At 71.2% G+C, this 26320-nt stretch carries 22 protein-coding genes; 8 read left to right on the top strand and 14 right to left on the bottom strand.

Annotation, left to right across the window (positions count from 1 at the left end):
- Positions 1–47: 47 nt before the first annotated feature.
- The gene (locus tag FDM97_RS15770; RefSeq protein WP_137991035.1) at positions 48–377 is read right to left on the bottom strand and encodes a TfoX/Sxy family protein; all 330 of its coding nucleotides are present in this window, start codon (positions 375–377) and stop codon (positions 48–50) included.
- Between the two features lie 125 nt (positions 378–502).
- Here FDM97_RS15770 and FDM97_RS15765 point away from each other — a divergent pair, with 125 nt between their 5' ends.
- Positions 503–1429 carry a MurR/RpiR family transcriptional regulator gene (locus tag FDM97_RS15765; protein ID WP_137991034.1) on the top strand — a complete coding sequence of 309 codons (927 nt, stop codon included), beginning with the start codon at positions 503–505 and terminating at the stop codon, positions 1427–1429.
- Positions 1430–1716: 287 nt separating this feature from the next.
- Here the strand turns inward: FDM97_RS15765 and FDM97_RS15760 are convergent, their stop codons facing one another.
- Positions 1717–2277 (bottom strand): TetR/AcrR family transcriptional regulator, encoded by a 561-nt coding sequence (locus tag FDM97_RS15760; protein WP_137991033.1) that lies wholly within the window; start codon positions 2275–2277, stop codon positions 1717–1719.
- 130 nt (positions 2278–2407) lie between these two features.
- Between FDM97_RS15760 and FDM97_RS15755 the strand changes: the two genes are divergently transcribed.
- A complete protein-coding gene (locus FDM97_RS15755) occupies positions 2408–2851 on the top strand; it encodes a tautomerase family protein (RefSeq protein WP_137991032.1) in 444 nt (147 codons plus the stop codon).
- Positions 2852–2908: 57 nt separating this feature from the next.
- On the opposite strand, the gene FDM97_RS15750 is transcribed toward FDM97_RS15755, so the two are convergent.
- From FDM97_RS15750 to FDM97_RS15730, 5 genes are all read right to left on the bottom strand, one after another.
- Complete coding sequence (locus FDM97_RS15750; RefSeq protein ID WP_137991031.1) at positions 2909–4633, bottom strand: acyl-CoA dehydrogenase family protein; 1725 nt, start codon at positions 4631–4633, stop codon at positions 2909–2911.
- 129 nt (positions 4634–4762) lie between these two features.
- Positions 4763–5335 carry a PadR family transcriptional regulator gene (locus FDM97_RS15745; protein ID WP_137991030.1) on the bottom strand — a complete coding sequence of 191 codons (573 nt, stop codon included), beginning with the start codon at positions 5333–5335 and terminating at the stop codon, positions 4763–4765.
- A 63-nt stretch (positions 5336–5398) separates the two neighbouring features.
- Complete coding sequence (locus FDM97_RS15740; RefSeq protein WP_137991029.1) at positions 5399–7189, bottom strand: cation:proton antiporter; 1791 nt, start codon at positions 7187–7189, stop codon at positions 5399–5401.
- A gap of 2 nt (positions 7190–7191) precedes the next feature.
- Positions 7192–8115, bottom strand: coding sequence for an aldose 1-epimerase family protein (locus tag FDM97_RS15735; protein WP_137991028.1), 924 nt, complete (start codon positions 8113–8115; stop codon positions 7192–7194).
- 183 nt (positions 8116–8298) lie between these two features.
- Positions 8299–9264 (bottom strand): DUF389 domain-containing protein, encoded by a 966-nt coding sequence (locus tag FDM97_RS15730; RefSeq protein ID WP_137991027.1) that lies wholly within the window; start codon positions 9262–9264, stop codon positions 8299–8301.
- Positions 9265–9484: 220 nt separating this feature from the next.
- Here FDM97_RS15730 and FDM97_RS15725 point away from each other — a divergent pair, with 220 nt between their 5' ends.
- The 3 genes from FDM97_RS15725 to FDM97_RS15715 all read left to right on the top strand — a co-directional run bounded on the left by FDM97_RS15725 (position 9485) and on the right by FDM97_RS15715 (position 14050).
- Positions 9485–11305, top strand: a complete 1821-nt coding sequence (locus FDM97_RS15725; protein WP_137991026.1) for a glycoside hydrolase family 15 protein — start codon at positions 9485–9487, stop codon at positions 11303–11305.
- A gap of 2 nt (positions 11306–11307) precedes the next feature.
- Positions 11308–12255 carry a cyclase family protein gene (locus tag FDM97_RS15720; RefSeq protein WP_137991025.1) on the top strand — a complete coding sequence of 316 codons (948 nt, stop codon included), beginning with the start codon at positions 11308–11310 and terminating at the stop codon, positions 12253–12255.
- Between the two features lie 214 nt (positions 12256–12469).
- Entirely contained in the window at positions 12470–14050 is a 1581-nt protein-coding gene (locus FDM97_RS15715; RefSeq protein WP_137991024.1) for a GMC oxidoreductase, read from the top strand.
- Between the two features lie 23 nt (positions 14051–14073).
- On the opposite strand, the gene FDM97_RS15710 is transcribed toward FDM97_RS15715, so the two are convergent.
- The 3 genes from FDM97_RS15710 to FDM97_RS15700 are packed head-to-tail and all read right to left on the bottom strand — an operon-like array spanning position 14074 to position 17462.
- The gene (locus tag FDM97_RS15710) at positions 14074–15114 is read right to left on the bottom strand and encodes a cytochrome d ubiquinol oxidase subunit II (protein WP_137991023.1); all 1041 of its coding nucleotides are present in this window, start codon (positions 15112–15114) and stop codon (positions 14074–14076) included.
- Complete coding sequence (locus FDM97_RS15705; RefSeq protein WP_137991022.1) at positions 15114–16580, bottom strand: cytochrome ubiquinol oxidase subunit I; 1467 nt, start codon at positions 16578–16580, stop codon at positions 15114–15116. Before FDM97_RS15705 ends, FDM97_RS15710 begins: the two co-directional genes overlap by 1 nt.
- A gap of 42 nt (positions 16581–16622) precedes the next feature.
- Entirely contained in the window at positions 16623–17462 is an 840-nt protein-coding gene (locus tag FDM97_RS15700; protein WP_254705613.1) for an SDR family oxidoreductase, read from the bottom strand.
- A 277-nt stretch (positions 17463–17739) separates the two neighbouring features.
- Between FDM97_RS15700 and FDM97_RS15695 the strand changes: the two genes are divergently transcribed.
- Together FDM97_RS15695 and FDM97_RS15690 are read left to right on the top strand one after the other, a co-directional pair.
- The gene (locus FDM97_RS15695; RefSeq protein ID WP_137991021.1) at positions 17740–18648 is read left to right on the top strand and encodes a YhjD/YihY/BrkB family envelope integrity protein; all 909 of its coding nucleotides are present in this window, start codon (positions 17740–17742) and stop codon (positions 18646–18648) included.
- 238 nt (positions 18649–18886) lie between these two features.
- Complete coding sequence (locus tag FDM97_RS15690; RefSeq protein ID WP_137991020.1) at positions 18887–20272, top strand: chloride channel protein; 1386 nt, start codon at positions 18887–18889, stop codon at positions 20270–20272.
- On the opposite strand, the gene FDM97_RS15685 is transcribed toward FDM97_RS15690, so the two are convergent.
- Entirely contained in the window at positions 20262–20549 is a 288-nt protein-coding gene (locus tag FDM97_RS15685) for an SHOCT domain-containing protein (RefSeq protein WP_137991019.1), read from the bottom strand. The genes FDM97_RS15690 and FDM97_RS15685 overlap by 11 nt on opposite strands.
- Before the next feature lie 54 nt (positions 20550–20603).
- Positions 20604–21047, bottom strand: a complete 444-nt coding sequence (locus FDM97_RS15680) for a DUF6325 family protein (RefSeq protein ID WP_175439134.1) — start codon at positions 21045–21047, stop codon at positions 20604–20606.
- Between the two features lie 233 nt (positions 21048–21280).
- Between FDM97_RS15680 and FDM97_RS15675 the strand changes: the two genes are divergently transcribed.
- Entirely contained in the window at positions 21281–21922 is a 642-nt protein-coding gene (locus tag FDM97_RS15675) for a GAP family protein (protein ID WP_137991018.1), read from the top strand.
- Positions 21923–21949: 27 nt separating this feature from the next.
- Here FDM97_RS15675 and FDM97_RS15670 read toward each other — a convergent pair whose 3' ends face one another.
- Together FDM97_RS15670 and FDM97_RS15665 are read right to left on the bottom strand one after the other, a co-directional pair.
- On the bottom strand, positions 21950–24154 hold the full coding sequence (locus tag FDM97_RS15670; RefSeq protein ID WP_137991017.1) for a PAS domain-containing protein: 2205 nt from the start codon (positions 24152–24154) through the stop codon (positions 21950–21952).
- An 87-nt stretch (positions 24155–24241) separates the two neighbouring features.
- Positions 24242–26299 carry a prolyl oligopeptidase family serine peptidase gene (locus FDM97_RS15665; protein WP_137991016.1) on the bottom strand — a complete coding sequence of 686 codons (2058 nt, stop codon included), beginning with the start codon at positions 26297–26299 and terminating at the stop codon, positions 24242–24244.
- Between the last annotated feature and the right edge of the window lie 21 nt (positions 26300–26320).

Raw genomic sequence — 26320 nt, 5'->3', positions numbered from 1 at the left:
GCACTTTGCGCCACTCGGCGACAGCCCCCGAGCGGCCTGATGCCCGCTCACTTGGGCGGCAGGCCGGACGCGAAGGCGATCCCCTCGTCGATCCAGGCGCCGAGGGCCTCGTCCTCCGCCAGGGCGGACTCGGCGACGACGACCCAGCCGCGCATGGGGCGCCCCGTGAAGTCGAAGGCGCGCGCGCCCGGGCGGGCCAGGGCCGCCCCGGCGGCGTCGGGACCGACCCGGACGATGAGCTCGTCCCCGATCACACCGACGGCCATGTTGCCCTCGTACAGAATCGCCAGGCCGCCGAACATCCGTTTCTCGGCGATCGCCGGCCCGTCGCCCAGCCAGGCGCGGATCCGTTCCGCCAGTCCTTCGTCGTACGCCATGGCAGCCTCCATGTCCCGCTCGTCAGTCTGCCGGAGGGGACCTCGATCCGCCGTTCATGCGGAGCGCCTACGGGCCCCCCGCGTGAACTATCTTGGGCGGGAGCGGGACGAGAAGGAGGCACCCCGTGCCATCAGACCAGCAGGCGCGCGCTCAGGCAGCCGCGATCACACCGGGCAGGCGTTCCGGGGAAGCCGAGACGGCGTCCCCTGCCGACCGCGTGCGCGCGCTCTTCGGCGGCCGGCGCCTCTCCCCCGGGCAGCGCCGCATCGCCCAGTTCCTGATCGACCACCTCACCGAGGCCGCGTTCCTGTCGATCACCGAGCTGGCCGAGCGCGTGGGCGTGAGCCAGCCGTCCGTGACCCGGTTCGCCTCGTCCCTGGGTTTCAGCGGCTACCCCGCGCTCCGGGAGGCCCTGCAGCCCATCGCGCTCAGCGCCGTCGCCGGATCGCCCGACAGCCGGGGGGAGAGGCTCAGTAACGAGCTCCAGGAGGCGGTCGACGCCGAGATCGAGAACCTGGCGTCCCTGCGCCGGGTCCTCGCGGACCCCGACCGGATCCTCGATGTCGGCCGCGAGCTGGCCCGCTCCGTCCCCCTGACCGTCATGGGCCTGCGGATCTCGGTCTCCCTCGCCGAGTACTTCGCGTACGGGGCGCGGCGCATCCACCCCGACGTACGGGTCGTGACGCGCGGCGGCAGCGTCGCGTACGACGCGCTGCTCCAGTCGCGCGAGGCGGGCGGCACCTGGGTGCTGGCCTTCGCGATGCCCCGGCACGCCAAGGAGACCCTCTCCGCCGTGCGCGCCGCCAAGGCCGCGGGGCTGCGCGTCGCGCTGATCACGGATCAGGCCCTCGGCTCGCTGGTCGACGAGGCCGATGTGGCCTTCACGGCCGGCACGGGCTCACGGCTCGTCTTCGACTCGTACGCGGCGCCTGGTGTGCTGTCCGCGGCGATCCTGCAGGCCATGGCCGACGCCGATCCGGAGCGTACGCAGGTCCGGCTGGAGAAGTACGAGCAGGCGGCGGAGCAGTACGACTTCTTCCTGGACTACTGAGCCGGACCGCCGAGCCGGACCACTGAACCGGTTCGGTTCCGCCCGGTTCGAGGCGTTTTCACGACCTCGACATGCATGAATTTTTTCATACCCTTGCGTACTCGACGGTATATATATTTACTGCAAGTGCCCCCTCGGGCTCAGACAGAACACCGCGGGGCCGGCCCCCCTCCTCCTCAGCCGGCCCCCGTTGTTCCCTTGGGGCACTCCGCCCCCGTGGAGTGCCCGTGCGGTGGCTCCGGTCAACCCCTGGACCGGAGCCGCCGCACGTGTCTGCCACGCGGGCGTCAGGAATCGGCGAAGAGCGGCAGCGCGGCCCGGACAGCTCGTTCGAACGGCTCCGTGTCGCCGCTCGCCCGGCACAGCACCTGCGCTCCTTCGAGGAGGGCGATGAGCAGAGCCGCCTTCTCCTCCGCGTCGGCCGCCGGCAGCCCCGCCTCCCGCAGAGCCCGGGAGAGCTGCTCCGTCCACGACGTGAAGACCGACGCCGCGGCGCGGCACAGCTCGCCGTTCTCCTCGTCCGCGGGGACGGTCACGGCGGCCACGGCACATCCGACACCCTGAGCCGCGGCCTCGGCGACCGGGCGGGCGAACTCCACGAAGGCCGTGGCGACCCCCTCGGGTCCGGACGCCCCGAACTCCGCGAGCCGGTCGCGCACGTCGCGGCCGTGCCGGGTGGCGGCCTCCGCGGCCAACTGGTTCTTGCCGCCGGGGAAGTGGTGGTAGATCGCGCCGCGGGCCGCCCCGCTCTGCGCGAGCACATCGGTGAACGACATGCCCTGCAGGCCGCGTTGACGCAACGCGTCAACGGCGGCGTCCACCATCCGACCCCGGGTCTCCTTGGCCATCGCGACTCGCCCCTCCGCTCGGTCTTCCCTTTTTCCTCTTGACTAGGACGGTCATCCTACTCCAGAGTCTTGCTCGCTAGGACGTACGTACTAGCTACTCTCTTTTCAGCCGAGATCGAGGAGCACACCCATGCCCATCGCCGTCATCGCATCCACCGGCGCCCTCACGCCGACCGGCGAGCGGGAGATCGTTCCGCGGCTCAGTGACGCTCTCATCGAGGTGAGCGGCCTGACCGGCAACACCTTCTTCACGCCCATGGTCGCCGGCGTCCTGCATCTGCTCGACCCCGAGCACGTGTACGCGGGCGGAACCAACCGGTCCCTCGTCCTGATCGAGCTGAAGCTGCCCGACATCGGCCTGGCTTCCGTCGAGGCACGGGCGGCCTTCATCGAGAGGGCCACGGACATCGCGTACAAGCTCATGACGCCCGGTCACGAGCGAGACGACATCCGGATCAACATCGTCAACGCCCCCGACGGAGGCTGGGGCATGGGCGGCCACGCCTACACGGGCGAGCGCCTGGTCGAGGCCATCACCCGGGCGGCCGCCGCCACGAGCCGCACCGGCGCCTGAGACGCGTACGCCGCCCTCAGCCGTGACGCGGCTGAGGGCGGCCGGGGGCGAGTGGGGTCAGAGTGCCATCTCGTACGCGCCGGACAGTGCCTCGACACGCTGCCAGACCCGAGCCGAACGGGCCTCGTCGACGACCGGGCGCCGGACGGCGCCCAGCGACCACAGCTGCTGCTGCTCGGTGGCGGAGTCCTTGCCGTGCAGCTCGACGGCGTGCGCGGAGAAGTCCCGTACGAGGACGGCGAACAGCTCGTCGAGGACGTCCTCGTCGAGGCCCGTCAGGCGCGCCTGCTCCAGGACCAGCTGGCCGTGGACGACGAGCGCGAACAGCTGGCCGACGGCGAGGAGGAGGTCGAGGTCGCGGCTCTGCTCCTCGTCGGGGGCGGCGGTGGTGACGAACTCGCACAGCGCGTCGGCCTGTTCGCGGAAGCGGTCGACGTTGGGCAGGTGGGCGAACGCGTCGTACGCCGGGCGCCAGTCGTGGAAGCGCACGGCACCCAGCCCACGGGCCGGTCCCTGGCGGAAGAGGAACGTGTCGTCGGCCTCGTCCAGACGCGTCGGGACGTGCTCGTACGCGGCCGGGTCCAGCAGGTGGTTGCGCATGAACTTGAGGATCAGCGCGAGATTGACGTGGACGGTGCCCTCCAGCTTCGGCAGCCCCCGGATCTCGATCGCGGCCTGGGCGAAGTAGTTGTCCTTCTCGAAGCCCTTGGCGGCGATCACGTCCCACATCAGGTCGATGACCTTCTCGCCCTCCGTGGTCACCTTCATCTTCGTCATCGGGTTGAAGAGCAGGTAGCGGCGGTCGTCCGGACCGGCGGAGCGGAAGTAGTCGACGGCTCGGTCGCTGAAGAGCTTCATGCCGACGAGACGTACGTACGCGTCGGTCAGCTCGCGCCGCACGTGCGGGAAGGCGGTGACCGGGCGGCCGTAGAGGATACGGTTCTGCGCGTGGGTGACGGCCTCGTACATCGCGTGCTCGCAGATGCCGATCGAGGCGGTGCAGAGGTTGAACTTGCCGACGTTGACGGTGTTGAGGGCGGCGTCGAAGGCGGCGCGGCCGGTGTGCAGCACGTCCTCGGGGGCGACGGGGTAGTCCTCGAGCCGGAACTCGCTGACGAACTTCGACGAGTCGACGACGTTCTTGACGAGGTGGTACGCCGGGTGGCGGCTGTCGGCGGCGAAGAAGACGTACCCGTCCGGGCCCTCGACATCGGTGCGGCGGCCGAAGACGGAGACGAGTCCGGCGGCGTTGCCGTTGCCGATGTAGTACTTGGAGCCGGTGGCCCGGAATCCGCCCCGGCCGTCGGGCTCGAGGAGCATGTCCGTGGAGTAGATGTCGGCGCCGTGGGTCTTCTCGGACAGGCCGAAGGCGAACACCTCGCCCTGGGAGAGCAGTTCGGCCGCGCGGGCGCGGGCGTCGGCGTTGTCGCTCTGCCAGACCGGGCCGAGCCCCAGGATGGTGACCTGCCAGGCGTACCAGTAGTCGAGGCCGTAGAAGCCGAGGATCTCGTTGAGCGCGGCGATGCGGGCGGTGTCCCAGCGCTTGTCCTGCTCCCCTTCGGCGGCGGAGGAGGAGGGCGTGAGGAACGTCGCGAACAGCCCTTCCTTGGCGGAGAAGGCGAGGAAGTCGGCCAGCCAGGCGCGGGAGCGGTAGTCCTCGATCAGCTTGCGCTTGCCGCGCTCCTCGAACCAGTCGACGGTGGCGCGCAGCAGCCGGCGGGTCTCCGGGTCGAAGTGCGCCGGGTCGTAGGTGTGCGGGTTGAACAGCAGCGGGTCGGCCATGGAGGGGTGCCTTTCGGCTCGGTGGGTGATGAGGGTGGTGGTCGCGCCGCCCGGGGCGGTCCTGCCTGCCGGCGGGCCGTGGGCGGCGCGGTGGTTCAGTGCTCGGGACCCAGCCGGCGGCGCGGTGGTTCAGTGCTCGGGACCCAGCCGGCGGAGGGTGGCGAGGACGTCGTCGAGCCAGTCGAGCGTCATCCGCTCGTAGGCGATGCCACCGCGCAGCACGACGTGCTGGAGTTCCCGGCCGGCGTCGGGCGGACCGGCGGCGGCGTCCTGTGCTGCCCGCGGCCCGGTGAAGTCGCGTGCCTCGCCCGCGAGGTAGTGGGCGAGGCGGTCCGCGTGCACCTGCCGGTACCGCTCCACCTCGCGGATCAGCGCGGCGGGGTCGTCGAAGGCCGCTCCCCGGATCTTCACGGCGAGGTCGTGCCGGACGCTCTCGGGTTCGATCGGCTGGTCCAGCCACTCGGAGAGCGCGGCCCGTCCGGGGGCGGCGACGGAGTACTCCTTCTTGCCCGGGCGGCCCTGTTGCGGCACGTCCCGTACGTCGATCCAGCCGTCGCTCTCCATGCGCTTGAGCACGCGGTAGATCTGCTGGTGGGTCGCGGTCCAGAAGTACCCGATGGACCGATCGAACCGCCGGGCCAGCTCGTAGCCGGAGCCGGGTTGCTCGAGCAGGGACACCAGGATCGCGTGTTCGATCGCCATACCCCGGATCTTTCTATGCAACTCGTTGCATAGGCAAGGGCGACCGCCCGGGTGAGACGTGGCTCACCCGACGGGCCCCGCCGGCCTCTCTGCCCGGTGGAGCGCCGCAGGACCCAGCAGGACGAGCGTGTCTCCGGGCTCGGACGGCGGTCTGGACTCCGCCGTGACCGGAGCGAGGCTGCCGTCCCGCCGTACCAGGAACAGCAGGTCGGAGCCGGGCGGCGGTACGTCGTCGGCGGACCGCGCCAGGACGGCCGCCCCCTCCTCGTGGCGGTGGGAGATGTACGACCACGTCAGATCCGCCCCGAACAGGGCCTCGCCACCGGTGAACGGGGCGACCACGCCGTGGCTCTCGCGCGGTGCGCGGAGGCGGTGGACTCCGCCCCCCACACTGCCGCTGAGGACGGTCGCCGCCAGCGCGTTGAAGTCGCTTTCCGCGGTGAGGAAGTACACGCCCGTGATGCCCTCCAGCTCGGCGCCCTCACCGGTGGCGCTGGCCAGCAGCTCACCGGGGGCGAGCTCGAGACCCGCCTGCCGGATCCGTTCGCGCTGCTGATCGTCGCCCGACCACATCAGCACCTGCGGTCCCGCCGACCGCAGGGCGAGAGCCAGCTCGATCACCCACGGGTCCCCGCCGACCAGCAGGGGACGCGAGCGGGCCGGGCGCACCACGCCCAGGCGCCTGGCGACGGTCGAGGCGGTCAGGCCGTAGAGCGTCACGGTGGTCACGATGACGACGAACGTGGCCGGCAGGATCCTCGGCGCGCCCCCGACGCCCTTGGCCACCAGGTCGGCCGAGAACGTCGAGGCGGTGGCGGCCGCGACGATGCCGCGCGGCGCCATCCAGCCGACGAAGCCGCGCTCACCGCGCGACAGGTCCGTGCCGAACGTGGCGACGGCGGCGACCAGAGGTCTCACGGCCAGGACGAGTACCGCCGCGAGACCGAGCGCGGGCAGCACCACATGGCGCAGCGACTGCGGGGTGACGGTGGCCGAGATGGAGATGAAGAGCAGGCCGAGGATCAGGCTGACGACGGTCTCGAAGAACGGTCGGCGTGCCCGGACGTCGACGCCGAGGACGTTGGAGACGGCCAGGCCCATGACGACCGCGGCGATGAGGCCCGTGTCCTCGCGCAGGACGTCGCAGAACGCCGCCACGCCGATCACCGCGGCGAGCTGCGCCGTGGTGCCGAGCACCTCGCCGAGGCGCAGCACGCGCAGCAGCGCCCAGAGCAGCAGTGCCCCGAGCACTCCCCCGGCGACGCCGATGCCCACGCTGGCCAGGAAGCCCGTGATCCCGTCGACGACATGGCGCCCCGTCGACTCCATGACCGCGTGGAAGACCAGGGCTCCCAGAATGCCCCCGACCGGGTCGATGAGGGAGCCCTCCCAGACCAGGATGTGCTGGAGCCGCTCCTTGGGGCGTACGAAGGCGAGCAGCGGTGCGACGACGGTCGGCCCCGAGACCACGAGGATCGCGCCGAGCATGATGGCCGCCCGCTGGGACATGCCCAGCAAGGGCGCGGCGACGAGGCTGCCGAGGAACCAGGTGATCAGGACACCGATCCAGAGCAGCCTGACGACGACTCGGCGGGTGTGCCCCTTGAGCTTGGCCAGGTCGAGGCCGAGGCCCGCGTCGTAGAGGATCACCGCGACGGCCAGTGACACCAGAGGGGAGAAGGCGTCCCCCAACAGCCGCTCGGGGTTGATCTCGTCGACCAGCGAGCCGACGCCGAAGCCCACCGGCAGCAGGACGATGAGGGCCGGAATGCGCAGGCTCCGGGCCAGGATCTGGGAGCCGACGGCGAGGACCACCGTCAGACCCACGCCGATGAGCACCTCGTTCGTCGTCACGGTCAGGCCTCCCCCCACGGCGTGATCCCCCAGCGGACGGTGTGCCGCTCGCCCGGCCCCAGGGCGACGAGCGCCGTGCCGCTGCGGAAGGCGTCCGGAGGGCAGGTCATCGGCTCGACGGCGATCGCGCGGCGCCGCTCCCCCGGTGGCAGGGTGTCGCCGGTGTAGAGCTGCACATGGTCGGCGCCCTGCCCGAGCCATACGTCCGTACCCAGGGAACCCGACGGGTGGGCCAGGCGGACCACGGCGCGTCCGTCCGCGCCCCGGTCGAGATCGGTGAAGGGCGTGTCCAGTCGGAGCGCTCCGACCGTCCGCGGCGCACGCAGGTCGTACGCCGTCCCGGCGACGGGCTCGGCGGCCACGGGCAACCCGCGCTCGTCGGTGATCAGCCGCGTCCGTGCGGGCACGGTCAGCATCGCGTCGTCGACGACCTCGGTGCCCGCCATGACGTAGGGATGCTGGCCGAAGCCGTAGGGCGCGGCGCTCGCGCCGAGGTTGCGCGCCGTGACGGCGACGTCGAGGCCCTCTTCGCCGAGGCTGTACGCGACAGCGACGTGGAGGTGGAACGGGTAGCCCGGCTGCGGCCAGAGCCGTACGTCCAGGACCGCCCGGCTGTCGCTCTCCTCCACCACCCGCCAGGCGACCCAGCGGAGCAGTCCGTGGAGGGCGTTGCCGGCGGCCGGCTCGGTGAGCGGCAGCTGGAGCTCCTGTCCGTCCCAGCGGTAGCGGCCGTCCCGGATCCGGTTGGGCCACGGCACGAGGATCTGGCCGCGGCCTCCGGTGATCCGGTCCTGTGGCCCGAATCCGTCGAGCACGGCGCGCTCACCGACGGTGTACGAGCGCAGGGCCGCGCCCAGTTCGACGACGACGACCTCGTGCGAGCCGTGTCGGAGCGTCAGTTGCCGTCCGGTGCGGCTCTCCTGCACGCATGGCCTCCTGGGTCCGCCCGGGCGACGATCCGAACCGGGGGCGTGGTGACGGCCTGACGGGATCGGCCTCCGTCGGGAGCATGCGGGCGCACCCAGGGCCGGTCAAGCGCGACACGTCGCCGCGGGTGACAACGCGCGCCCCGTTCCGCCACTCGGGTGAGGGGCTGCCGGTGCCGCCCCCTAGCCTCCGCGCGAGCCTCCGCTCGCGCGGAGGCCGTGGCGGCCCATGCGTCGCCAGACAGCCCGTTGGAATCGGAGCGTCAGCACGCCCACCACGATCAGCAGCACGATGTTCAGCAGGAGCTGGAAGAGGGATCCGCGCGCCTGGTCCCAGCTGGAGAACGCGCAGGAGACGCCGATGTCCGCGGCGGCGGGGATGGTGGTGACGGAGATGAAGACGCCGAGCAGCGCGCTCGTCCTGGCCTGCGTCAGGGACATGATCCCGACGATGCCGGCAAGGACCGCGACGACCACGGAGAAGACGTTGGGGGCGTCGATCAGTGTCGAGACCGGTCTGACGCCCAGTTCGAACGCTCGGGGCTGCAGTCCGAGGCCCCGGATCACCCACGAGAACAGGAACGTCACCGCCACGGCCAGGGAGAACCCCACGACCAGGGCGAAGAGGCCCTGCCGGATCCTGACTCCGTTGTGGTGGTTGACGCCCAGGGCGACGCTCGTGATGGCGCCGTACTCCGGTCCGACGACCATCGCCGCGACGATCAGGATCTGGGAGTTGGTCAGGATGCCCACCGACCCGATGACGCCCGCGATGGTCAGGTAGACGTAGAAGCTCGGCAGATAGGTGCCCTCGGCGCGGATGCGCGCCTCGACCTCCTCCCAGACCGGAGCGTGCGCGAGCGCCCCCAGCTGCTGCTCCTCCGCCCTGGCCGCGGTGGCGGAGAGGGCCATTTCCACGGGCTCGATGACGATGGATCCGAGGCGGTCGAGTTCCAGCTCGCGCAGACCGCGCAGCACGGCGTTGGCCGCGCCCGCCAGGATGTCGCACTCGACCGCGTCGCCGTCGGGATTGCGCGCCCGTCGCGGGAGGACGACCAGGTTGAACACATAGCGGTCGTCGGCCAGCAGCTCCAGCGCACGGGGCGTGAGGTCCGGCGGGCTCACCAGCCGGACGTGGATCATCTCCATGCACCACCTCCGTCGCTCGGCCGTCGGCCGTACGGAGAGCGCCACGGTGCGAGTCGAGTCGTCGAGCCCGGGCCCACGCGCCCGCGACCGACCCCGTCAGTAACGCCCGCCGGCCGGGCAGTCGGCAAGCCGAGCTCGCTCGATCGGCACGGCGTGGCGAGGAGGACCGAGGTGAGCGATGGTGGATCTGCAGGATCATCGCCGAGCCCTCGGAGTGACCATGGACCACTACCCACCCATCGCCGAGCACGGCCTGGTGGGCGACCTGCAGACCGCCGCCCTCGTCTCGTCGAAGGGTGTCGTCGACTGGTTCGCCGCTCCCAGGTTCGACTCCCCCAGCATCTTCGCCGCGCTGCTCGACCACGACCGCGGTGGTTACTTCCAGCTGGCTCCCGAGCACCCGGAGGCGAGCTGCAAACAGCTCTACTACCCCGACACGGCCATCCTGGTGACCCGGTTCATGTCACCGGACGGCGTGGGCGAGGTCATCGACTTCATGCCTCCGGACCAGACCCGCACCCCCACCGACCGGCACACCCTGGTCCGCGTGGTGCGCGCCGTACGGGGCACCGTCGACTTCGCGCTCGACTGCCGGCCGCGGTTCGACTACGGCCGCGCCGAGCATCAGCTCGAACTCGACGGCGCCGGCGCCGTGTTCCGGGCTCCGGGGATCGACGCGCACCTGCAGGCCACCTTCCCGCTGGAGCGGGACGGCCAGGACGCGCGGGGCAAGGTGACGCTGAAGGCCGGCGAAACGGGCGGCGCCGTCTTCACCGTGTGCGCGTCGGGCGGCGAGGCGCCCGCGCCGCTCTCGGTCGAGGAGGTCACCGCGCAGTTCTGGCAGGTCGCCGGGTTCTGGCAGAACTGGCTGCGCCAGTCCCGCTACCGGGGCCGCTGGCCCGAGCAGGTGCACCGCTCGGTGATCACCCTCAAGCTCCTCACGTACGCGCCCACCGGCGCCCTCGTCGCGGCGGCCACCATGGGGCTGCCCGAGCAGGTCGGCGGAGAGCGCAACTGGGACTACCGCTTCACGTGGGTGCGCGACGGCGCGCTGTCCGTGCGGGCCATGCTCGACCTCGGCTTCGTCGAGGAGGCCACCGCCTTCGTCCACTGGCTGGGGGATCGGCTGCGCGAACGCGAGGGCAGGGACGGAGAGCCTCTCCAGACGATGTACCGGGTCGACGGCGACCCCGACCTGGCGGAGGAGACGCTCGACCACTTCGAGGGTTACCGCGGCTCCGCCCCGGTCCGTATCGGCAACGGCGCCGCCGACCAGCTCCAGCTCGACATCTACGGCGAGGTGCTCTACGCCCTGTCCCAGGGGTACGAGATCGCCCAGCAGGCCAGCTATCCGGGGTGGAAGAGGCTGGCGCAGACACTGGACTGGCTCGCCGGAGCCTGGGACCGGCCGGACGAGGGCATCTGGGAGACCCGCGGCGGCCGGAAGGACTTCACGTACAGCCGCCTGATGTCCTGGGTCGCCTTCGACCACGGGTTGCAGCTCGCCGAGCGCTTCCGGCGGCCCGCCGACGTGGAGCGGTGGCGCGAGGCGAGGGACGCCGTCTTCGAGCAGATCACGGAGCGCGGCTGGAGCGAGAAGGAGCGCTCCTTCGTCCAGCACTACGACGGCGACGTCCTGGACGCCTCCCTCCTGCTCATGCCCAGGGTCGGGTTCGTCGCCCCCAAGGACCCGGCCTGGCTGTCCACGCTCGACGCGATGGACCGCAAGCTCGTCTCCGACAGCCTCGTGTACCGCTACGACCCGGCGGCGTCGCCGGACGGGCTGCGCGGCTCGGAAGGCACCTTCAGTCTCTGCACGTTCCTCTACGTGGACGCGCTGGCCCGGGCGGGGCGGCTGCCGCTGGCCCGGTACACCTTCGAGAAGATGCAGACGTACGCCAACCATGTCGGCCTCTTCGCCGAGGAGGTCGGTCCGAGCGGGGAGCAACTGGGCAACTTCCCCCAGGCGTTCACCCACCTTTCCCTCATCATGGCCGCCATCACCCTCGACAGGGCGCTCGACGGGGAGCAGGGACGCTGACCATGGGCACGCCGGCCTCCGGGGCGGGGTCGCCACGGCTCAGCGCGGCCGAGTTCGCCGAGCTCCACGCGCGTGTGCGGCGCGGGACCGGGGCCGGCGCCGGGGAGCGCGGCGCCCTCGAGGAGATCACGCCGCGCCATGTGCTGGCGGCCGCGGCCGAGGTGAGGTCCGGCCGTACGGTGACGATGGCGGCGCAGGTGCAGACGGAGCCGGGGCCCGACGATCCCGAGCCCTGCGAGCACGTCATGACCGGCGCCGTACGGGGCGGGATCCGGGCCGGCGGGCTCCAGTTCGCCAGGGACCGCTTCGCGATGAACGTGCACGGGGACGCCGACAGCCATCTCGACGCCCTGTGTCACGTGATCTACGACGGCACGCTGTATGGAGGCGTGGACGCGAACACCGTCACGGCCGGCGGGGCCACGGCCCTGTCCGTCGAGCTGGCGCGCGACGGGATCGTCGGTCGCGGTGTGCTGCTCGACATTCCTCGGCTGCGCGGCGTGCCCTGGCTGGAACCGGGCGATCACGTGACCGCCGACGACCTCACCGCGGCCGAGCGTGCCCAGCACGTCCGGGTGACCGAGGGGGACCTCCTCTTCGTCCGGGTCGGCCATCGCAAGCGCCGCGCCGAGCTGGGGGCGTGGCACACGGCGGACATGCGCGCCGGACTCCATCCGTACGCACTGGAGTTTCTGAGGGACCGGCGGGTCGCGGTGCTCGGCGGGGACGGCAACAACGACACCGCCCCGAGTTCCACCGACGGCGTCGACTTCCCCGTCCATGTGCTCGCGGTCCACGCCATGGGCCTCCACCTCCTGGACTACCTCCAGTTCGAGGACCTGGTGGAGGTCTGCGAGGCGGAGGAGCGCTGGTCGTTCCTCTGCGTCGTCGCCCCGCTGAGGCTGCCGGAGGCCACCGGCTCACCGGTCAACCCGATCGCCGTGTTCTGAGCGCCGCGGCAGCGCACGCGGTACGGGCGACCGCGTGAGCGGACGGTGAGCGGCGCCCCTCCGGTCGCCGCCGCCGGGATTGCCGGATAGCGTCGGATCCGCACTCAATGTCCCACGTACGCGGGTGTACCTGTACTTCGACACGCACACCACGGGCCCTTCGGGCGGGCGCTACGGCGGGGACGGCCGACAACTCCCAGAACAGGACCCCTGTATGGCCGGCGATCAGCACTACGACGTCATCATCATCGGCACGGGAGCGGGCGGCGGCACGCTCGCCCACCGGCTGGCCCCCACCGGCAAGCGGATCCTGATCCTGGAGCGCGGCGACTACCTGCCCCGGGAGCGGGACAACTGGGACTCCACCGCCGTCTTCGTCAAGGGCCGGTACCGGGCCCCCGAGTTCTGGTACGACAAGCACGGCAACGCGTTCCCCCCCGAGGTCAACTACTACGTCGGGGGCAACACCAAGTTCTACGGCGCCGCCCTCTTCCGCCTCCGCCCCGAGGACTTCGGCGAGCTGCGCCACCACGACGGCATCTCGCCCGCCTGGCCGATCCGGTACGAGGATCTGGAGCCGTACTACACCCAGGCGGAGCAGCTCTATCTCGTGCACGGCCGGCACGGCGAGGACCCGACGGAGGGCCCGGCGAGCGGCCAGTACCCGCACCCCCCGGTGGAGCACGAGCCGCGCATCCAGCAGCTCAGCGACGACCTGGAGAAGAAGGGGCTCCACCCCTTCCATCTGCCCATCGGGGTGAACCTGACCCAGGACGGCGACGGCCGGGCCAGCCATGACAGCGTGTGCATCCGCTGCGACCGCGTGGACGGCTTCCCGTGTCTGCTGGGCGCGAAGTCCGACGCCCAGGTGATCTGCGTCGATCCGGCGCTGACGTACGACAACGTCACGATGGTCACGGGGGCCGACGTCCGGCGTCTGGAGACCGATCCGACCGGGCGCACCGTCACGCGTGTCGTCGCCGAGCTCGGCGACGGGTCGACGGAGGGCTTCGGAGCCGACATCGTCGTCGTCGCCTGCGGGGCGGTCAACTCGGCCGCACTGCTGCTGCGTTCGGCGAACGACAAGCACCCCGGGGGCCTGGCCAACAGTTCGGACGTGGTGGGGCGCCACTACATGCGGCACAACAACCTGGCGCTGATGGCCGTGTCGAAGGAGCCGAACCCCACCAAGTTCCAGAAGACACTGGCGCTGAACGACTGGTACCTCGGGGCGGACGACTGGGACTTCCCGCTCGGCGGCATCCAGATGCTGGGCAAGTCGGACGCCGATCAGATCCACGGCGAGGCGCCGCGCTGGGCCGGCGCGGTCGTACCGGACATGCCGTTCGAGATGCTCGCGCACCACGCCGTCGACTTCTGGCTCTGCGGGGAGGACCTGCCGCTGCCCGAGAGCCGCGTCACCCTCGACAAGAACGGCGACATCCACCTGGCCCTCGACGAGAAGAACAACATCGCCGGGCTCAAGCGCCTCCAGCACAAGCTCAAGGGGATGCTCGGGCACCTGGGCATGCACGAGCACCACCTGTTGCCGCACAGCATCTACCTGCACAAGGGCATGCCCATCGGGGCCACCGCCCACCAGGCCGGTACGGTCCGGTTCGGCACCGACCCCCGCAGCTCGGCCCTGGACGTCGACTGCAAGGCCCACGACCTCGACAACCTCTACGTCGTGGACACGAGCTTCTTCCCCAGCATCGGCGCGGTGAACCCGTCGCTGACCGCCATCGCCAACGCCCTGCGGGTCGGCGACCGCCTCGTCGAGCGGATGGGCTGACCGGCGGAGGCGTGGAGCGCCCGCTACGTGTCGTCCCCGGGCGCTCCGGCCGCCCGGGTGTCGGCGTCGGTGAGCGGCTCCAGCTCCCCCAGGGTGTCGAGCCGGTAGAGCAGTACCAGTGCGGGCCCGACCAGCACGATCGCGATGGCCGTGACGATCACCAGCCACTGCAGGGTGGCGGGCGCGCCCGCCGCGTCGGTCACCGTCAGCGAGGTGGGCAGCATGTAGGGCCGCTGCGCGAAGCCCCAGGCGACGACGGTGAGGGCCACGCTCGCCGCCGAGGTGTAGCGCGTCCAGCGGTAGGAGCGGCGCAGCAGGAAGAACACCGTGGCCAGCCCGCAGACGGCGGCCAGGATGACCAGCAGCAGTCCCAGGCCTCCGGTCAGGCCGTCCCAGACGTGCCGGGCGTCGTCATGGGTGACGGGCAGGGCGATGAGCGCGAGGACGACGACCGCGGCGAAGGCGAGCAACGCACGCAGGCGGAAGTAGTCGACGAGGTCGTCCGCGTCGAACCGGCGGGCGTCGGAGCAGAGGTACACCGCCCCGAGGAACGCGGTGGCGGAGACGGCCAGCAGACCAGTGAGGACCGAGGTCGGGTTGGCCCAGGCGTCCGCGGAGGCGGTCGTCCCGACCTCGACCCGGCCGGCGGCGATGCCACCGAGCACCGCCCCGAGGAAGAAGGGTGTCAGGAGCGACGAGACGGCGAAGGCCGCTCCGTAGATCCGCCGTTGGGCCAGTCGGTGGGTGGGCTTGCGCAGGGCGAACCCGGCGCCCCGGAGCACCAGGCCGACGGCCGCGAGGGCGAGCGGCAGCCACATCGCCTCGAAGACGGCCTGGAACAGCGTCGGGAAGCCGGTCCACATGATGACGAAGACGAAGATCAGCCAGACGTTGTTGACCTCCCAGACCGGCGCCATCGCGTGATCGATGAGCCAACGGGGCCTCTTGCCGCGCTCCGCGCCGCCGGCCAGGAGGTCCCAGAATCCCGCGCCGTAGTCGGTACCCCCGCCGCAGGCGTACGCGGCGATGACGACCACCAGCACCCAGGCGATGAATTCCGCCATCAGGACGCACCACCCGCGGTTCGGTCGGAGCCGGCAGCGGCCCCTGGCTCGGTTCTGGGTCCGTAGGGTGTGTCGGCCTCCGGGGCCGGACCGCCGTGCACGGCGGCCGGAGTCTCGTCGGCGATACGCCAGCGGCTACGCATCTTCAGGACGACCGCGATGAACGCGCCGAACACCAGCACGTACACGACGATGACGAGGCCGAGCATCGCCCACAGCGATCCGGCGCGGGTGTCGGTCACCGCCTCCGAGACCCTCATCTGGTTGTACACGATCCAGGGCTGGCGACCCACCTCCGTGGTGATCCACCCGCACTCCACGGTGAGCAGGCACGCGGCTCCGGCGACGGCGGCGCAGCGGAAGAACCAGCGGCTGCGGGGAAGGTCCCGGTGGCGCAGCCAGCTCCAGGCGTACCAGAGCGCGAGCAGGATCAGCAGGCTGCCGATGGTGACCATGATGTCGAAGGCCCAGTGGGCGATGGTGGCCTGGACGGCGGTGGGCCGGTCGGACTCCGGTACCGATGTCAGCCCGGTCACCTGGGTACTCGGTTTGAAACCGGCGAGGATCGAGTCCAGCTGGGGGATCTTGATCCCACCGGAGATGGTCCCGTCGCTGTTCAGCCGTCCGAACAGGTACTCCGGGACGTGCGTGTCGGTCTCCCAGACGAGTTCCGTGGCGGCGAACTTGATCGGCTGCTGGTGGAAGACGGCGCGGGCGGTGGAGTCGCCGACCATGAACTGGACCGGTGTGAGGATCGCGGCCACGGTGAACGGCAGCGTGAAGCCGAGCCGGTGGTAGCGGTCGCGTCGCCCGCGCAGCCAGCCCACGGCGTACACCCCGGCGACCACGTAGCCGGCGGTCATGAACATCGCGACCACGAAGTGCCAGTACTCCGGGCCGAACATCGGGGTGAAGATCGCCTGTCGTACGTCGACGTCGACGGGGTTGCCCTGGCTGTCGAGGCTGAACCCCCGCGGGGTGTTCATCCAGGAGTTGGCCGCGATGATGCCGAACGCTCCCATCAGGGCCGCGAGCGGCAGCGGTGCGCCGAGCCAGAAGTGGGTCCACGGCTTCAGTCGGCGCCATCCGTAGAGGTAGACGGCGATCAGAACGGCTTCGAGGAAGAACGCCCACGCCTCGACGCCGAATCCGAGTCCGAAGACGTCACCCCAGCGCCCCATCATGCCGGGCCACAACAGACCGAGCTCGAAGGAGAGCACCGTGCCGGTGACGACGCCGATGGCGAACTGGACGGCCATCACCGCGGACCAGCGCCGGGCGAGTGTGAGGGCGACGGGGTCGTTGCGGCGCAGCCCCCGGTGATGCATCAACAGCGTGATGAACGGCAGCGCCACTCCGAAGGGGACCAGCAGGATGTGCGTACCGAGGGTGAAGGCCATCAGCTCACGAGCCGGCAGGAGTTGAGGCGGTGCTTCCGCCGCCAGGTGGATCACTGTGCTGAGCATGTGTCCTTCATCGGTCTGCCCCGCGGACCGCGGGGGCGGAGATCAGCCGCCGGTGGCGAAGCCGGGGAAGAGCGTCATTCCCCCGTCGACGTAGAGCGTGGTGCCGACGACGTAGTCGAGAAGGTCGGAGGCCACGGCGACGACGGCGTTGGCGATGTCGTCCGGGTCGCCCACGCGGCGGTACGGGATCAGCCGCAGGAGATCGGCCTCGGCCTCGGGGGTGGACCAGGCGTCGCGGTTGATCGGTGTACGGATCGCACCGGGCGCGATCGCGTTGACCCGGATCCGCTGGGGGGCCAGCTCCTGGGCGAGCGTCTGCATCAGCATGCCCACACCGCCCTTGGAGGAGGCGTAGTTCACATGTCCCGCCCACGGAACGATCTGGTGGACCGAGCTCATGCAGATGATCTTCCCGGCCGACCGGGACACCTCTTCGACCACGCCGCGCCGCACGAACTCCTTGGCGGCTTCCCTGGCGCAGAGGAACTGGCCGGTCAGATTGACGTCGATGACCTTCTGCCACTGGGCGAGCGACATCTCCATCACGGTCGCGTCCCGCTGGAGGCCGGCGTTCGCCACCATGATGTCGATGGTGCCGAACTCCTCGACCATCCGGGCCACCATGGCGACCACCTGGTCCTCGTCGGACACATCGGCCTCGTGGGCGTAGGCACGGACCCCGAAGTCCTTGATCTGCGCCACGACCTTCTCCGCCTCGTCCGCGCCGACGACGTAGTTCACCACGACGTCCGCCCCGGCCCGGCCCAGGGCGATGGCGGTCGCCAGCCCGATGCCCGAGTTGGCACCGGTCACCAGCGCCTTCTGTCCCTTCAGCAACTGCACGGTCCCGGCCGCGTGGCGCGGGTCGACTCTGGTTGCCACTGTCTCTCCTTCGGCACGTCGAACGGAGCAGGTGGCCCTGCGCTGTCCCCGGATCGGGCGCGCACGAACGGCCCCCGGCCCGGGCACAGACGAAAGCATCCTGCGCGATGACGGAACGCACCGGCGCGCCATGCGGCCCCCTTTCGGCCGGGCAGGTCACACGATCGGGCCATCCGCCGGGGCGGCCCCTTGCCCTCGCCGCGCGTACGTCCCCGTCCCCCGAGGTGCCGTGCCGGGCGCCGTCCCGCACCCTGTACGCAGGGAAGGAGCACCCCTGATGGCTGAGAAGGGGGCCGCGGACCGCCGGGGTGTCTTTCGACCGTCATGGTGGCGAGCGAAGGCCCACAACGTGACGGTCACCGCGCGGCGGCTGCGGAGCACCGCCGAGACCCGCTTCCCCGTCGTCTCTCATCTGACCAACCGCATGCTGTCGGTGAACATCCTGGACGCCGCCACGCGGTTGGCGGCCCAGTGCTTCCTGACCGCGATCCCGCTGCTCTTCGTCGTCGGCTCCTTCGCGCCGGAGGGGGTGAAGGAGCAGCTCGTCAGTTCCGTACGCGCGGTCTTCGGACTCACCGGCGCCGCCGACGACGAACTGAAGAAGCTCTACACGTCCCACACCGAGTCCTTGGAGCAGGTCACCGGCGTCGTCGGAACGCTGATGGTGGTGCTCTCCGCCACGGCGGTGAGCCGGGCGATGCAGCGCCTGTGCATGCGCGCCTGGGAGATCCCCAAGGGCGGTGCGAAGGTCGCCCCTTGGCGCTGGCTGGTCTGGATCGCCGTCTGGCTGGTCGTGCTGGTCGTGCAGGGTCCGCTGCGCGACGGTTTCGGCGCCGGGCTGTGGCTGGGCATCCCCGTCACGGTGGTGTGCCAGACGATGTTGTGGTGGTGGAGCCAGCACCTGCTGCTCGGCGGTCGCATCGGCTGGCTGCCGTTGCTCCCCGGCGCCGTGCTCACGGGCGCCGCCGTGACCGCCCTGTCGATCGGGGCGCAGTTCTACATGCCGGTGGCGCTCAACCGCACCCTGGCCGAGTACGGGTCGCTGGGCCCGGTCTTCACCCTCCTGTCGTGGCTCATCGTGGTCTGCGCGGCGGTCGCCGTCGCCGTCACGGCGGGCGCCGTTCTGGCGCAGGAGACCGGCCTGGCCCGTCGCCTGGGGAGCCCGGCCGCGCGGCGGGGCGTCTGAGGCTTCCGAGAAGCCTCCGGGAGCCTCCGGACAGACCCCCCTCACCCGTTCGGCCGCACAGCCGCCGTGTGCGGAAACACGGCCCCGGCGTGGGTGCGCGCTCTGATCGTCCGGTCCGTCATGATGCCCTGCATGGGCTCGTACGGCGGTCCCGCCGACGACGTTCCGTGAGCCGGCCGGGTCGGGTGCGGACCCCTCACCCCGTCGACCGCACGTCTTCCTGGGAGGGAAACGATCCATGGCGGAGCCGAGCGACCGACCTGTCGCACCCGAGAGCGCGGCGGAGGCACCGGATGCCGACCGGTTGCGGGATGTTCTGCTCAGCCCGGGTTACCTCAAGGCGCTGGTGTTCTGCGCGCTGATCGGTGTCCCGGTCTCCCTGGCCGCCTTCTGGTTCCTGGTCGGCCTGCACGAACTCGAGCACGTGCTGTGGGAGGTGTGGCCGCGGGCTCTGGGATGGGACGTTCCGCCGTGGTGGTGGCCGCTGCCGCTTCTGCTGGTGGCCGGGGTCGTCGTGGGCCTGGTCGTCACGCATCTGCCGGGGGCCGGCGGTCATGTCCCCGCGTACGGTCTGCATGCCGGGGGTGGCGCCTCTTCGAAGGCGGTGCCGGGGGTGTTGATCGCCGCGGCGGCCAGCCTTCCGTTCGGGGCGTCCCTGGGACCTGAGGCGCCGCTGATCGCGCTCGGCGGAGGTCTGGCGCTCTACTTCCGGGACCTGGCGCGGGCCCCCGCCACGCCGCAGAGCAACGTCCTGCTCGGCGCCGCGGGCGCCGCGGCCGCGATCGCGGCGATCTTCGGCAATCCGCTCATCGCGGCGGTGCTTCTCATCGAGGTGGCGGGCGTCGCGGGGACGCAGTTGACCGCCATCATGCTTCCCGCTCTGCTGTCGAGCGGGGTGGGGTCCTTGGTGTTCATCGGATTCGGGCGCTGGAGCGGCCTCGAGACCGGCGACCTCACCCTCAGCCTTCCCGAAGCGCCACCGAACCTGGACACCGGTGACGTGGTCTGGTCGATCCTGATGGCCGTGGTCATCGGCGCACTGCTGCATCTGGCCGTCGTCGGCGGGCGTCTGACAGCCACGTTCGTGGCGTCGAGCCCGCTGACCAGGACGACGGTGTGCGCGGTCGCCGCCGGAGGATGCGCGGCCCTGTACACCGTGATCACGGACCGTTCACCGGTGGACGTCGCCTCGTCCGGTCAGGCCACCATGGCCGAGCTGGCCTCGAACCCGCACGCCTGGGGGGTCGGCGCTCTCCTGGCCGTACTGCTCTTCAAGACCGCCGCGTACACCCTGTGTCTGGGGAGCCTGCGCGGCGGTCTCGTCTTTCCCTCCCTGTTCCTGGGCGCCGCCATGGGGGTGTTGCTCTCCCCGCTGCCCGGTCTTGGCGTGGTGCCGGGGATGGCCGCGGGGATGGCGGCGGCCGCGACGGCCGTCCTGCGGCTGCCGGTCAGCAGTGTGGTCCTGGTGGTGCTGCTGCTCGGCAGCGCCGACACGGTCACCGTGGTGATCCTGGCCGCCGTCACCGCGTTCGTCACGACCGAGCTGCTGCCTCCGGGGCCGTCCGCTCCCCCGGTTCCCTCCGGGAAGGGTCGCTCAGGGGACGAAGGAACGCTCAGGAGTTGAGGATGCGGCTTTTTTGGGCCTCGAACTCGGCCTCGGTGAGGACTCCTTGCGCCTTCAGCTCCCCGAGGTCCTTCAGCTGGGCGATCTTGTCGTCCATCGAGGGCGCCACGGCCGGCGGAGGAGGCGCGGCCGCCGGGGGTGGGGCGGCGTAGGCACTCTGCGCCTGTTCCTGCTGGGCCCAGCGGCCGGCCTGCCGTCGCGACACGCGGTTGGACACGGCGGTCGCCGTCCCTGCGACAACAGCGGTACGGGCGACCCCACGGAGTAGACCAGGCATATGTCTCTTCCTTGCCTCGCCGAGCAGCCACTGCGGCTGACTCGGAACCGGAACTCAGGCTTCTTCGGTGGCTTCCATCGATGCCAGGAGTGCGGGCACGGGAATCCGACCACTGGCCACCAACTGGGCACCACCGCGCCGCAGGGCGGCGGCGAGGGGCCCGGCCCAGGTGTTCTCGTAGACGATGATCCCGGCGGACGATTCCGGCTCGAGCACCTCGGCCGCGTCCCGCAGGTCCTCGTCGTCGAGCAGGCCCGACGTGGCGCCCTCGAAGACGGCGAGGTCGAGTCGTCCGTCGCCGTCGAAGTCCGCGATCTCCATGGCGGTGACCGAGCCGTCGCGTTCCTTCCTGACGAATCTCAGATCGAGGATCCGGATGATGCGACGCTCGACCAAGTCGAGCAGGAGCGGGAAACCCTCACCGGTCATGCGGTTGCCGGGAAATTCGACGACCAAATAGTCGACAGGGCCCAACTCGAGTTCTTCGGGTGCGCTCATGGGTGCTCCTGGCCTGGTACGGCTCGGTCGGGGCGTCCACAGGAGACCCGGACCGGCGCGGTTCTGCGGATTCACGCCAACAGCACCATTGCAGCATCGCGCGCTTTCCCCTGCACCTCGGATCACACCCCGCGTCGGAGGCGGTCGCCCCAACGGACGCCCGCATTTCGCGTGTACGGCGATTTCATGACTGGCTTGGGTTCGGCGGACGCGTCGAGGGAGGTGGCCCGCGGATGACACTCGATCTCATCATCATCGGTCTGGCCATCACACTCGAACCGTTCCCGGTCATGGGCTTCATCCTGCTGCTCTCCTCGGACAAGGGCGTGCGCAAGGGGCTTGCCTTCATCGCGGGTTGGCTCGCGTGCCTGGTGCTGGTGATCGGCTGCGTCCTGCTCTTCACCGGTGGGTCACCGCCCAAGCCGCACACCGCTCCCTCGACCGGGTCGCTCGCCGTCAAGCTGGCCATCGGGCTCGGTCTGATCGCCTACGGAGTCCACAGGCAGCGCAAAGCGGGCCATCCTCGGGAAGACCCGGCCTGGCTGGGGAAGCTGCGTCATGTCTCGCCCTGGTCGGCCGCCGGCATGGCGGTCCTGCTCCAGCCGTGGGGGCTGGTCGCGGCCGGGGCCACGACCGTGATGAACGCGAACCTGTCCCACGCGCTCACCTGGCTGACACTGGTGCTGTACTGCCTCCTGGCCACCGCGACTCTTCTGGCGATGGAGTTGTACGCGACCTTCCGGCCCGCTCGCGCCGGGGCCAGACTCCAGACGATGCTCACCTGGATCACCAGCCACGAGGACCAGGCCGTCGTCCTCCTCTCCCTGGCCCTGGGCTTCTGGCTGGTCGGCAGGAGCATCTACGAACTCGCCTGACCGGCGGAATCCCGGCCTGGCCGGGGCCTATCCCGGCTCTTCGGTGGCGATCTCGGCCCAGACCGTCTTTCCGTCCTCGACGTACCGCACGCCCCAGTTCGCGGCGAGGGAGGCACAGATGTGGAGGCCGCGTCCGCCCTCGTCGATCGCCTTGGCGTGGCGCAGGTGCGGCGCGGTCGGTGCGGCGTCGCTCACCTCGCAGGTCAGCCGGGACTCTCCTCTGATGAGCCGCAGGGTGATCGGAGCGGCTCCGTAGCGGATGGCGTTCGTGACGAGTTCGCTGACCACGACCTTCACGGCGTACGGATCGACGGAGACGCCCCATGCCGTGAGGCACTCCCCCACCCGGCGGCGGGCGGCGCCCACGGCCTGGCCTTCCGGAGGGACGGGCCACTCGGCCAGATCGCCCTCGGGCAGGAGGCGAGTCCTGGCGACGAGGAGGACACGATCCGCGGCGAGCAGTGCCTGGACGTCGTCGGCCATGTCCTCGGGCCCGCGATCGGGATGAGCGAGGGCGTCCAGCACCTGGTGCGGCGCCGGGTCCTTCTCGTCCGGCGAGGCGGCGGAGGCGAGGCAGAGCGTGCTTCCTTCGGGAAGCCGGAGCGTGGCGCTGGCGAAGGGCGGTCCATGGGCTCCGAGCAGCGGGCCCTCGGCCACCGGATCGAGATCGACCGATCCGTCCGGCCGGACGACGGCGAAGAGCGAGGCGCCCGCGCGTGCGGCCTCGAGCCTGCCGTCGACGGGATCGTGGACGACGAAGGTACAGCTCGCGGTCGGTTCCCCGGCGCCGGCCGGGCCGCCCTGCTCCAGGGCGAGCCTGAGCGTGGTCGAGTGGAGCCGTGCCAGAACTTCGTGCGGGTCGAGATCGAGTGTGGTCAGGCTGTGGACCGCCGTGCGCAGCCGGCTCATCGCGGCGACGGCACTGAGACCCGGACGCTCCACGCGCCCCACGACGAGCCCCACCCGCGCGCCCGGCAGCGGGATCACGTCGAACCAGGAACCGCCCCCGCTGCCGCCCGGACGGTGGCGCTGGGCGACCTCGACCGCCCGCAGGGTCGTCTCCTGCGGTCGCAGGGGCCAGCTCTGCAGCGCCGTCATGACCACGTGCTCCCGGGTGAACCGGAGGGCGTTCTCCAGGCACGTCGCGGTGCGCGAGGCGATCCCGCCGGCGAGGACCAGGTCGTCGTCGGCGTACGGCTCGGAGCCGTACGCGCGCTGGAAGGCGACCACCCCGAAGATCTGGCCGCGTACGGTGAGGGGCACCACGAGTCGCGCGCCGCCCGCTGGGCCGGACCCCGGTGGTCCGGCGGGCAGCAGCGTGGGCGCCGTCGGCAGTTCCTCGCCGAAGAGACCCGGCAGCAGGACGGAACCGGGAGCCGGTGTCGGGGGCCTGGAGTCACCGCCCCCCGTGGCGGCGCAGCGCAGCACCGGGGCGGCCTCGCGGGGCAGGAGGTCCGGTGACTTCCCCTGGAGGACGGCGTCGGTCAGGGCGACCAGGATGGAGTCGGCGAAGGCCGGCACGGCGACGTCGACCAGTTCCCGGGCGGTCCGCTCCACGTCCAGACTGGTGCCGATCCGCTCGTGGGCCGCGTGGAGCAGACGCAGCCGCGCCTGAGCCCGCTCGCGGTCGGTGACGTCCACGGCCGTGGCGACCACGCCGAGCGGCTGTCCGGTCCGGTCCTCCATGCGGTAGGCGGAGACCGAGACGATGCGCTCATGGGGCGAGTCGCTGGGCGGGTGCATGCTGACCAGGACGTCGTGTGCCGGGCGGCCGGTGGCCAGCACCTCGCGGAGTGTGCTCTCGGAGACGGTCACACCGGCCGCCGCGTAGGCCTCTGCCAGCGGGCGCCCGATGAACTTCTCCTCGGGAATCCCGCGCATGCCGACCGCGACGATGTTGACCCGGAGCACGCGCAGCTCCGGGTCGAGGACATGGAGCCCGACGGCCGACTGGGTGAAGACGGCCTCCAGGACCGCTCTGTCCAGCCCCGCCCTGTCCTCGTCACCGGCCTGCCACAGGCCCCAGGCGGGCCCGCCCGGATGATCCGGGATGGCCGGGGCGGGTCTGAGAGACCAGCTCTCGACCGCCGGGAACGCGGCGAGGAACTCGGGGACGGTCAGCCCGAGCGCGTCCCGCGCGCGCCGGCCGAACAGCCGCGCGGCGACGTGGCTCAGGCCGATGACGTGCCCGGACGCGTCGAGAGTGAACAGGGGTTCAGCGTCCTGCGCCATAAGGGCCTGCCCGTACTCGCCGTACACGGTGCGCCCTTTCGACTCTCGCACCTCTCCCGAAGCTCTGCCATCGCTCGCCGTTCCCGGTCAGCCGGAGGCCGGCCGGACCGGTGGGGTGAGGTGCCGCCACAAGAAGGTGTGCATGAGGGCGTCGTTGTGGGCGGCCTGTTCGTTGTCGCCGGCTCCCGCGTGGCCACCGCCGGTGTTCTCGTGGAGCAGGACCCGGTGGCCGAGGTCGCGCAGTCGCGCGGCCGTCTTGCGGGCGTGGCCGGGGTGGACCCGGTCGTCACGGGTGGAGGTCATCAGGAGGACCGGCGGGTAGACCCGGTCCGCGGTGAGCCGGTGGTACGGGGAGAGCGCGAGGAGGTGCGCGCGGTCGGCTTCGTCGTCCGGGTCGCCGTACTCGGCGATCCAGGACGCGCCGGCCAGGAGCTTGTGGTAGCGGACCATGTCCAGGAGCGGTACCTGGGCGACGATCGCGCCGAACAGCTCGGGGTAGCGGGTGAGCATGGCGCCCATGAGCAGGCCGCCGTTGCTGCCTCCCGCGGCGCCCAGCATGTCCGGGGTGGTGATGCCCCGCGCGACGAGGTCCTCGGCGACGGCCGCGAAGTCCTCGAAGGCCCGTGGCCGCCGCGCGCCGAGCGCGGCCTGGTGCCAGTCGGGTCCGTACTCGCCGCCACCTCGGATGTTCGCGATCACGTAGGTGCCGCCGCGCTCCAGCCAGGCCCGGCCCGTCACCGCGTCGTAGAAGGGGGTGAGGGAGACCTCGAAACCGCCGTAGCCGTAGAGGAGGGCAGGGCCGGGGCCGGGGCGCGGGCCGGTGGAGGAGACGTCGGGGCCGATCACGAAGTACGGCACCCGTGTGCCGTCCCGGGAGGTCGCGAAGAACTGATGCACCGTCAGTCCAGCCGTGCGGAAGCGGTCAGGAGCCTGCTTGAGGATCTCCGTGTCGGCTCCGATCTGTCCGTGGTAGAGGGTGGAGGGCTGCAGGAACCCCGACACATCCAGGGAGAACTCGTCGGAGACGTCCGGGTCCGTGTCCACGACGGTGACGGCGGACAGCGTCGGAACATCGGCGAGCGGTCTGCGCTCCCAGCCACCGTCAGGGACGGGGGTGAGGACCTCGATGCACGTGCTGACGTCGCGCATCGTCTCCAGGATCAGATGGTGACGGGTCCAGAAGTGGTCGCCCAGAGCCGTCCGCTCGTCCGGGGTGAACAGCACCTCGGGGCCGCGGTCGCCCGCGAGGAAGGCGTCGAAGTCGAACGCCAGCAGGGAGCCGGCGCACTGCCCGAGCCAGTCGGACTTCAGGGTGACGATCAGATGCCGGCGATGGACATAGGCACTGGCGTCCTCGGGGACCTCGATCCTCACGGGCGTGCCGTCGGGGCGGAGGATGTACAGCTCGCTGCGGAAGAAGTCCAGCGCCCGGCCGACGAAGTCCCGCTCGAAGCCGGGTGTGGAGTCGTGCCGGCCCCAGGCCGACACGTCCGCCGTCTCGGCCTCGAAGACCGGGGCGGCTTCCTGCAGCGGCGTGCCGCGCCGCCATCTGCGCACCGTGCGCGGGTAGCCGGAGTCGGTCAGCGAGCCCGGTCCGAAGTCCGTGCCGACGAAGACGGTGTCGGCGTCGATCCACCCGATCCGCGTCTTGGCCTCCTCCACGCGGAAACCGTTCTCGACGAAGGCCCGGGTGGCGAGGTCGAACTCGCGGACCACCACCGCGTCGCCGCCGTCGCGCGACAGACGCACCAGCGCCCGGTCGTACTCGAGACGGCGCACCCCCGCACCGGCCCACAGCCACTTCTCCCCCTCCGCCGCGGCGAGCGCGTCGAGGTCGAGAAGCACCTCCCACTCGGGAGCGTCCTTGCGGTACTGCTCCGGCGTCGTACGTCGCCACACGCCGCGCACGTGCGCGGCATCCCGCCAGAAGTTGTAGAGGAACGCTCCGCGACGGGTGGTGTACGGGATGCGGTCCGAGGCGTCCAGCACCTCCCTCAGCCGCTCCTTGAGCCCGGCGAACCCGTCGTCGGCGCCCAGCGCGGCCTCCGTCTCGGCATTCCGCTCGGCCACCCACGCGAGCGCGGCCTCGCCGTCGATCTCTTCCAGCCACAGGTACGGGTCGTCGTCATCGGTCACACGCCGCATTGTGCAGGCCCGGAACACACG

It is taken from the genome of Streptomyces vilmorinianum (genome assembly GCF_005517195.1).
In the GTDB taxonomy this organism is placed as follows: Bacteria; Actinomycetota; Actinomycetes; order Streptomycetales; family Streptomycetaceae; genus Streptomyces; species Streptomyces vilmorinianum.
The sequence above is the reverse complement of the archived record's forward strand: the minus strand, read 5'-3'. Positions and strand labels throughout refer to the sequence as shown.

What these genes read in the sequence shown, in the direction of transcription:
- FDM97_RS15770 (WP_137991035.1), bottom strand. Translation starts at nt 377, where the DNA reads ATGGCGTACGACGAAGGACTGGCGGAACGGATCCGCGCCTGGCTGGGC.
- FDM97_RS15760 (WP_137991033.1), bottom strand. Translation starts at nt 2,277, where the DNA reads ATGGCCAAGGAGACCCGGGGTCGGATGGTGGACGCCGCCGTTGACGCG.
- FDM97_RS15755 (WP_137991032.1), top strand. Translation starts at nt 2,408, where the DNA reads ATGCCCATCGCCGTCATCGCATCCACCGGCGCCCTCACGCCGACCGGC.
- FDM97_RS15750 (WP_137991031.1), bottom strand. Translation starts at nt 4,633, where the DNA reads ATGGCCGACCCGCTGCTGTTCAACCCGCACACCTACGACCCGGCGCAC.
- FDM97_RS15745 (WP_137991030.1), bottom strand. Translation starts at nt 5,335, where the DNA reads ATGGCGATCGAACACGCGATCCTGGTGTCCCTGCTCGAGCAACCCGGC.
- FDM97_RS15730 (WP_137991027.1), bottom strand. Translation starts at nt 9,264, where the DNA reads ATGGAGATGATCCACGTCCGGCTGGTGAGCCCGCCGGACCTCACGCCC.
- FDM97_RS15725 (WP_137991026.1), top strand. Translation starts at nt 9,485, where the DNA reads ATGGACCACTACCCACCCATCGCCGAGCACGGCCTGGTGGGCGACCTG.
- FDM97_RS15720 (WP_137991025.1), top strand. Translation starts at nt 11,308, where the DNA reads ATGGGCACGCCGGCCTCCGGGGCGGGGTCGCCACGGCTCAGCGCGGCC.
- FDM97_RS15715 (WP_137991024.1), top strand. Translation starts at nt 12,470, where the DNA reads ATGGCCGGCGATCAGCACTACGACGTCATCATCATCGGCACGGGAGCG.
- FDM97_RS15710 (WP_137991023.1), bottom strand. Translation starts at nt 15,114, where the DNA reads ATGGCGGAATTCATCGCCTGGGTGCTGGTGGTCGTCATCGCCGCGTAC.
- FDM97_RS15705 (WP_137991022.1), bottom strand. Translation starts at nt 16,580, where the DNA reads ATGCTCAGCACAGTGATCCACCTGGCGGCGGAAGCACCGCCTCAACTC.
- FDM97_RS15695 (WP_137991021.1), top strand. Translation starts at nt 17,740, where the DNA reads ATGGCTGAGAAGGGGGCCGCGGACCGCCGGGGTGTCTTTCGACCGTCA.
- FDM97_RS15690 (WP_137991020.1), top strand. Translation starts at nt 18,887, where the DNA reads ATGGCGGAGCCGAGCGACCGACCTGTCGCACCCGAGAGCGCGGCGGAG.
- FDM97_RS15685 (WP_137991019.1), bottom strand. Translation starts at nt 20,549, where the DNA reads ATGCCTGGTCTACTCCGTGGGGTCGCCCGTACCGCTGTTGTCGCAGGG.
- FDM97_RS15680 (WP_175439134.1), bottom strand. Translation starts at nt 21,047, where the DNA reads ATGAGCGCACCCGAAGAACTCGAGTTGGGCCCTGTCGACTATTTGGTC.
- FDM97_RS15675 (WP_137991018.1), top strand. Translation starts at nt 21,281, where the DNA reads ATGACACTCGATCTCATCATCATCGGTCTGGCCATCACACTCGAACCG.
- FDM97_RS15670 (WP_137991017.1), bottom strand. Translation starts at nt 24,154, where the DNA reads ATGGCGCAGGACGCTGAACCCCTGTTCACTCTCGACGCGTCCGGGCAC.
- FDM97_RS15665 (WP_137991016.1), bottom strand. Translation starts at nt 26,299, where the DNA reads ATGCGGCGTGTGACCGATGACGACGACCCGTACCTGTGGCTGGAAGAG.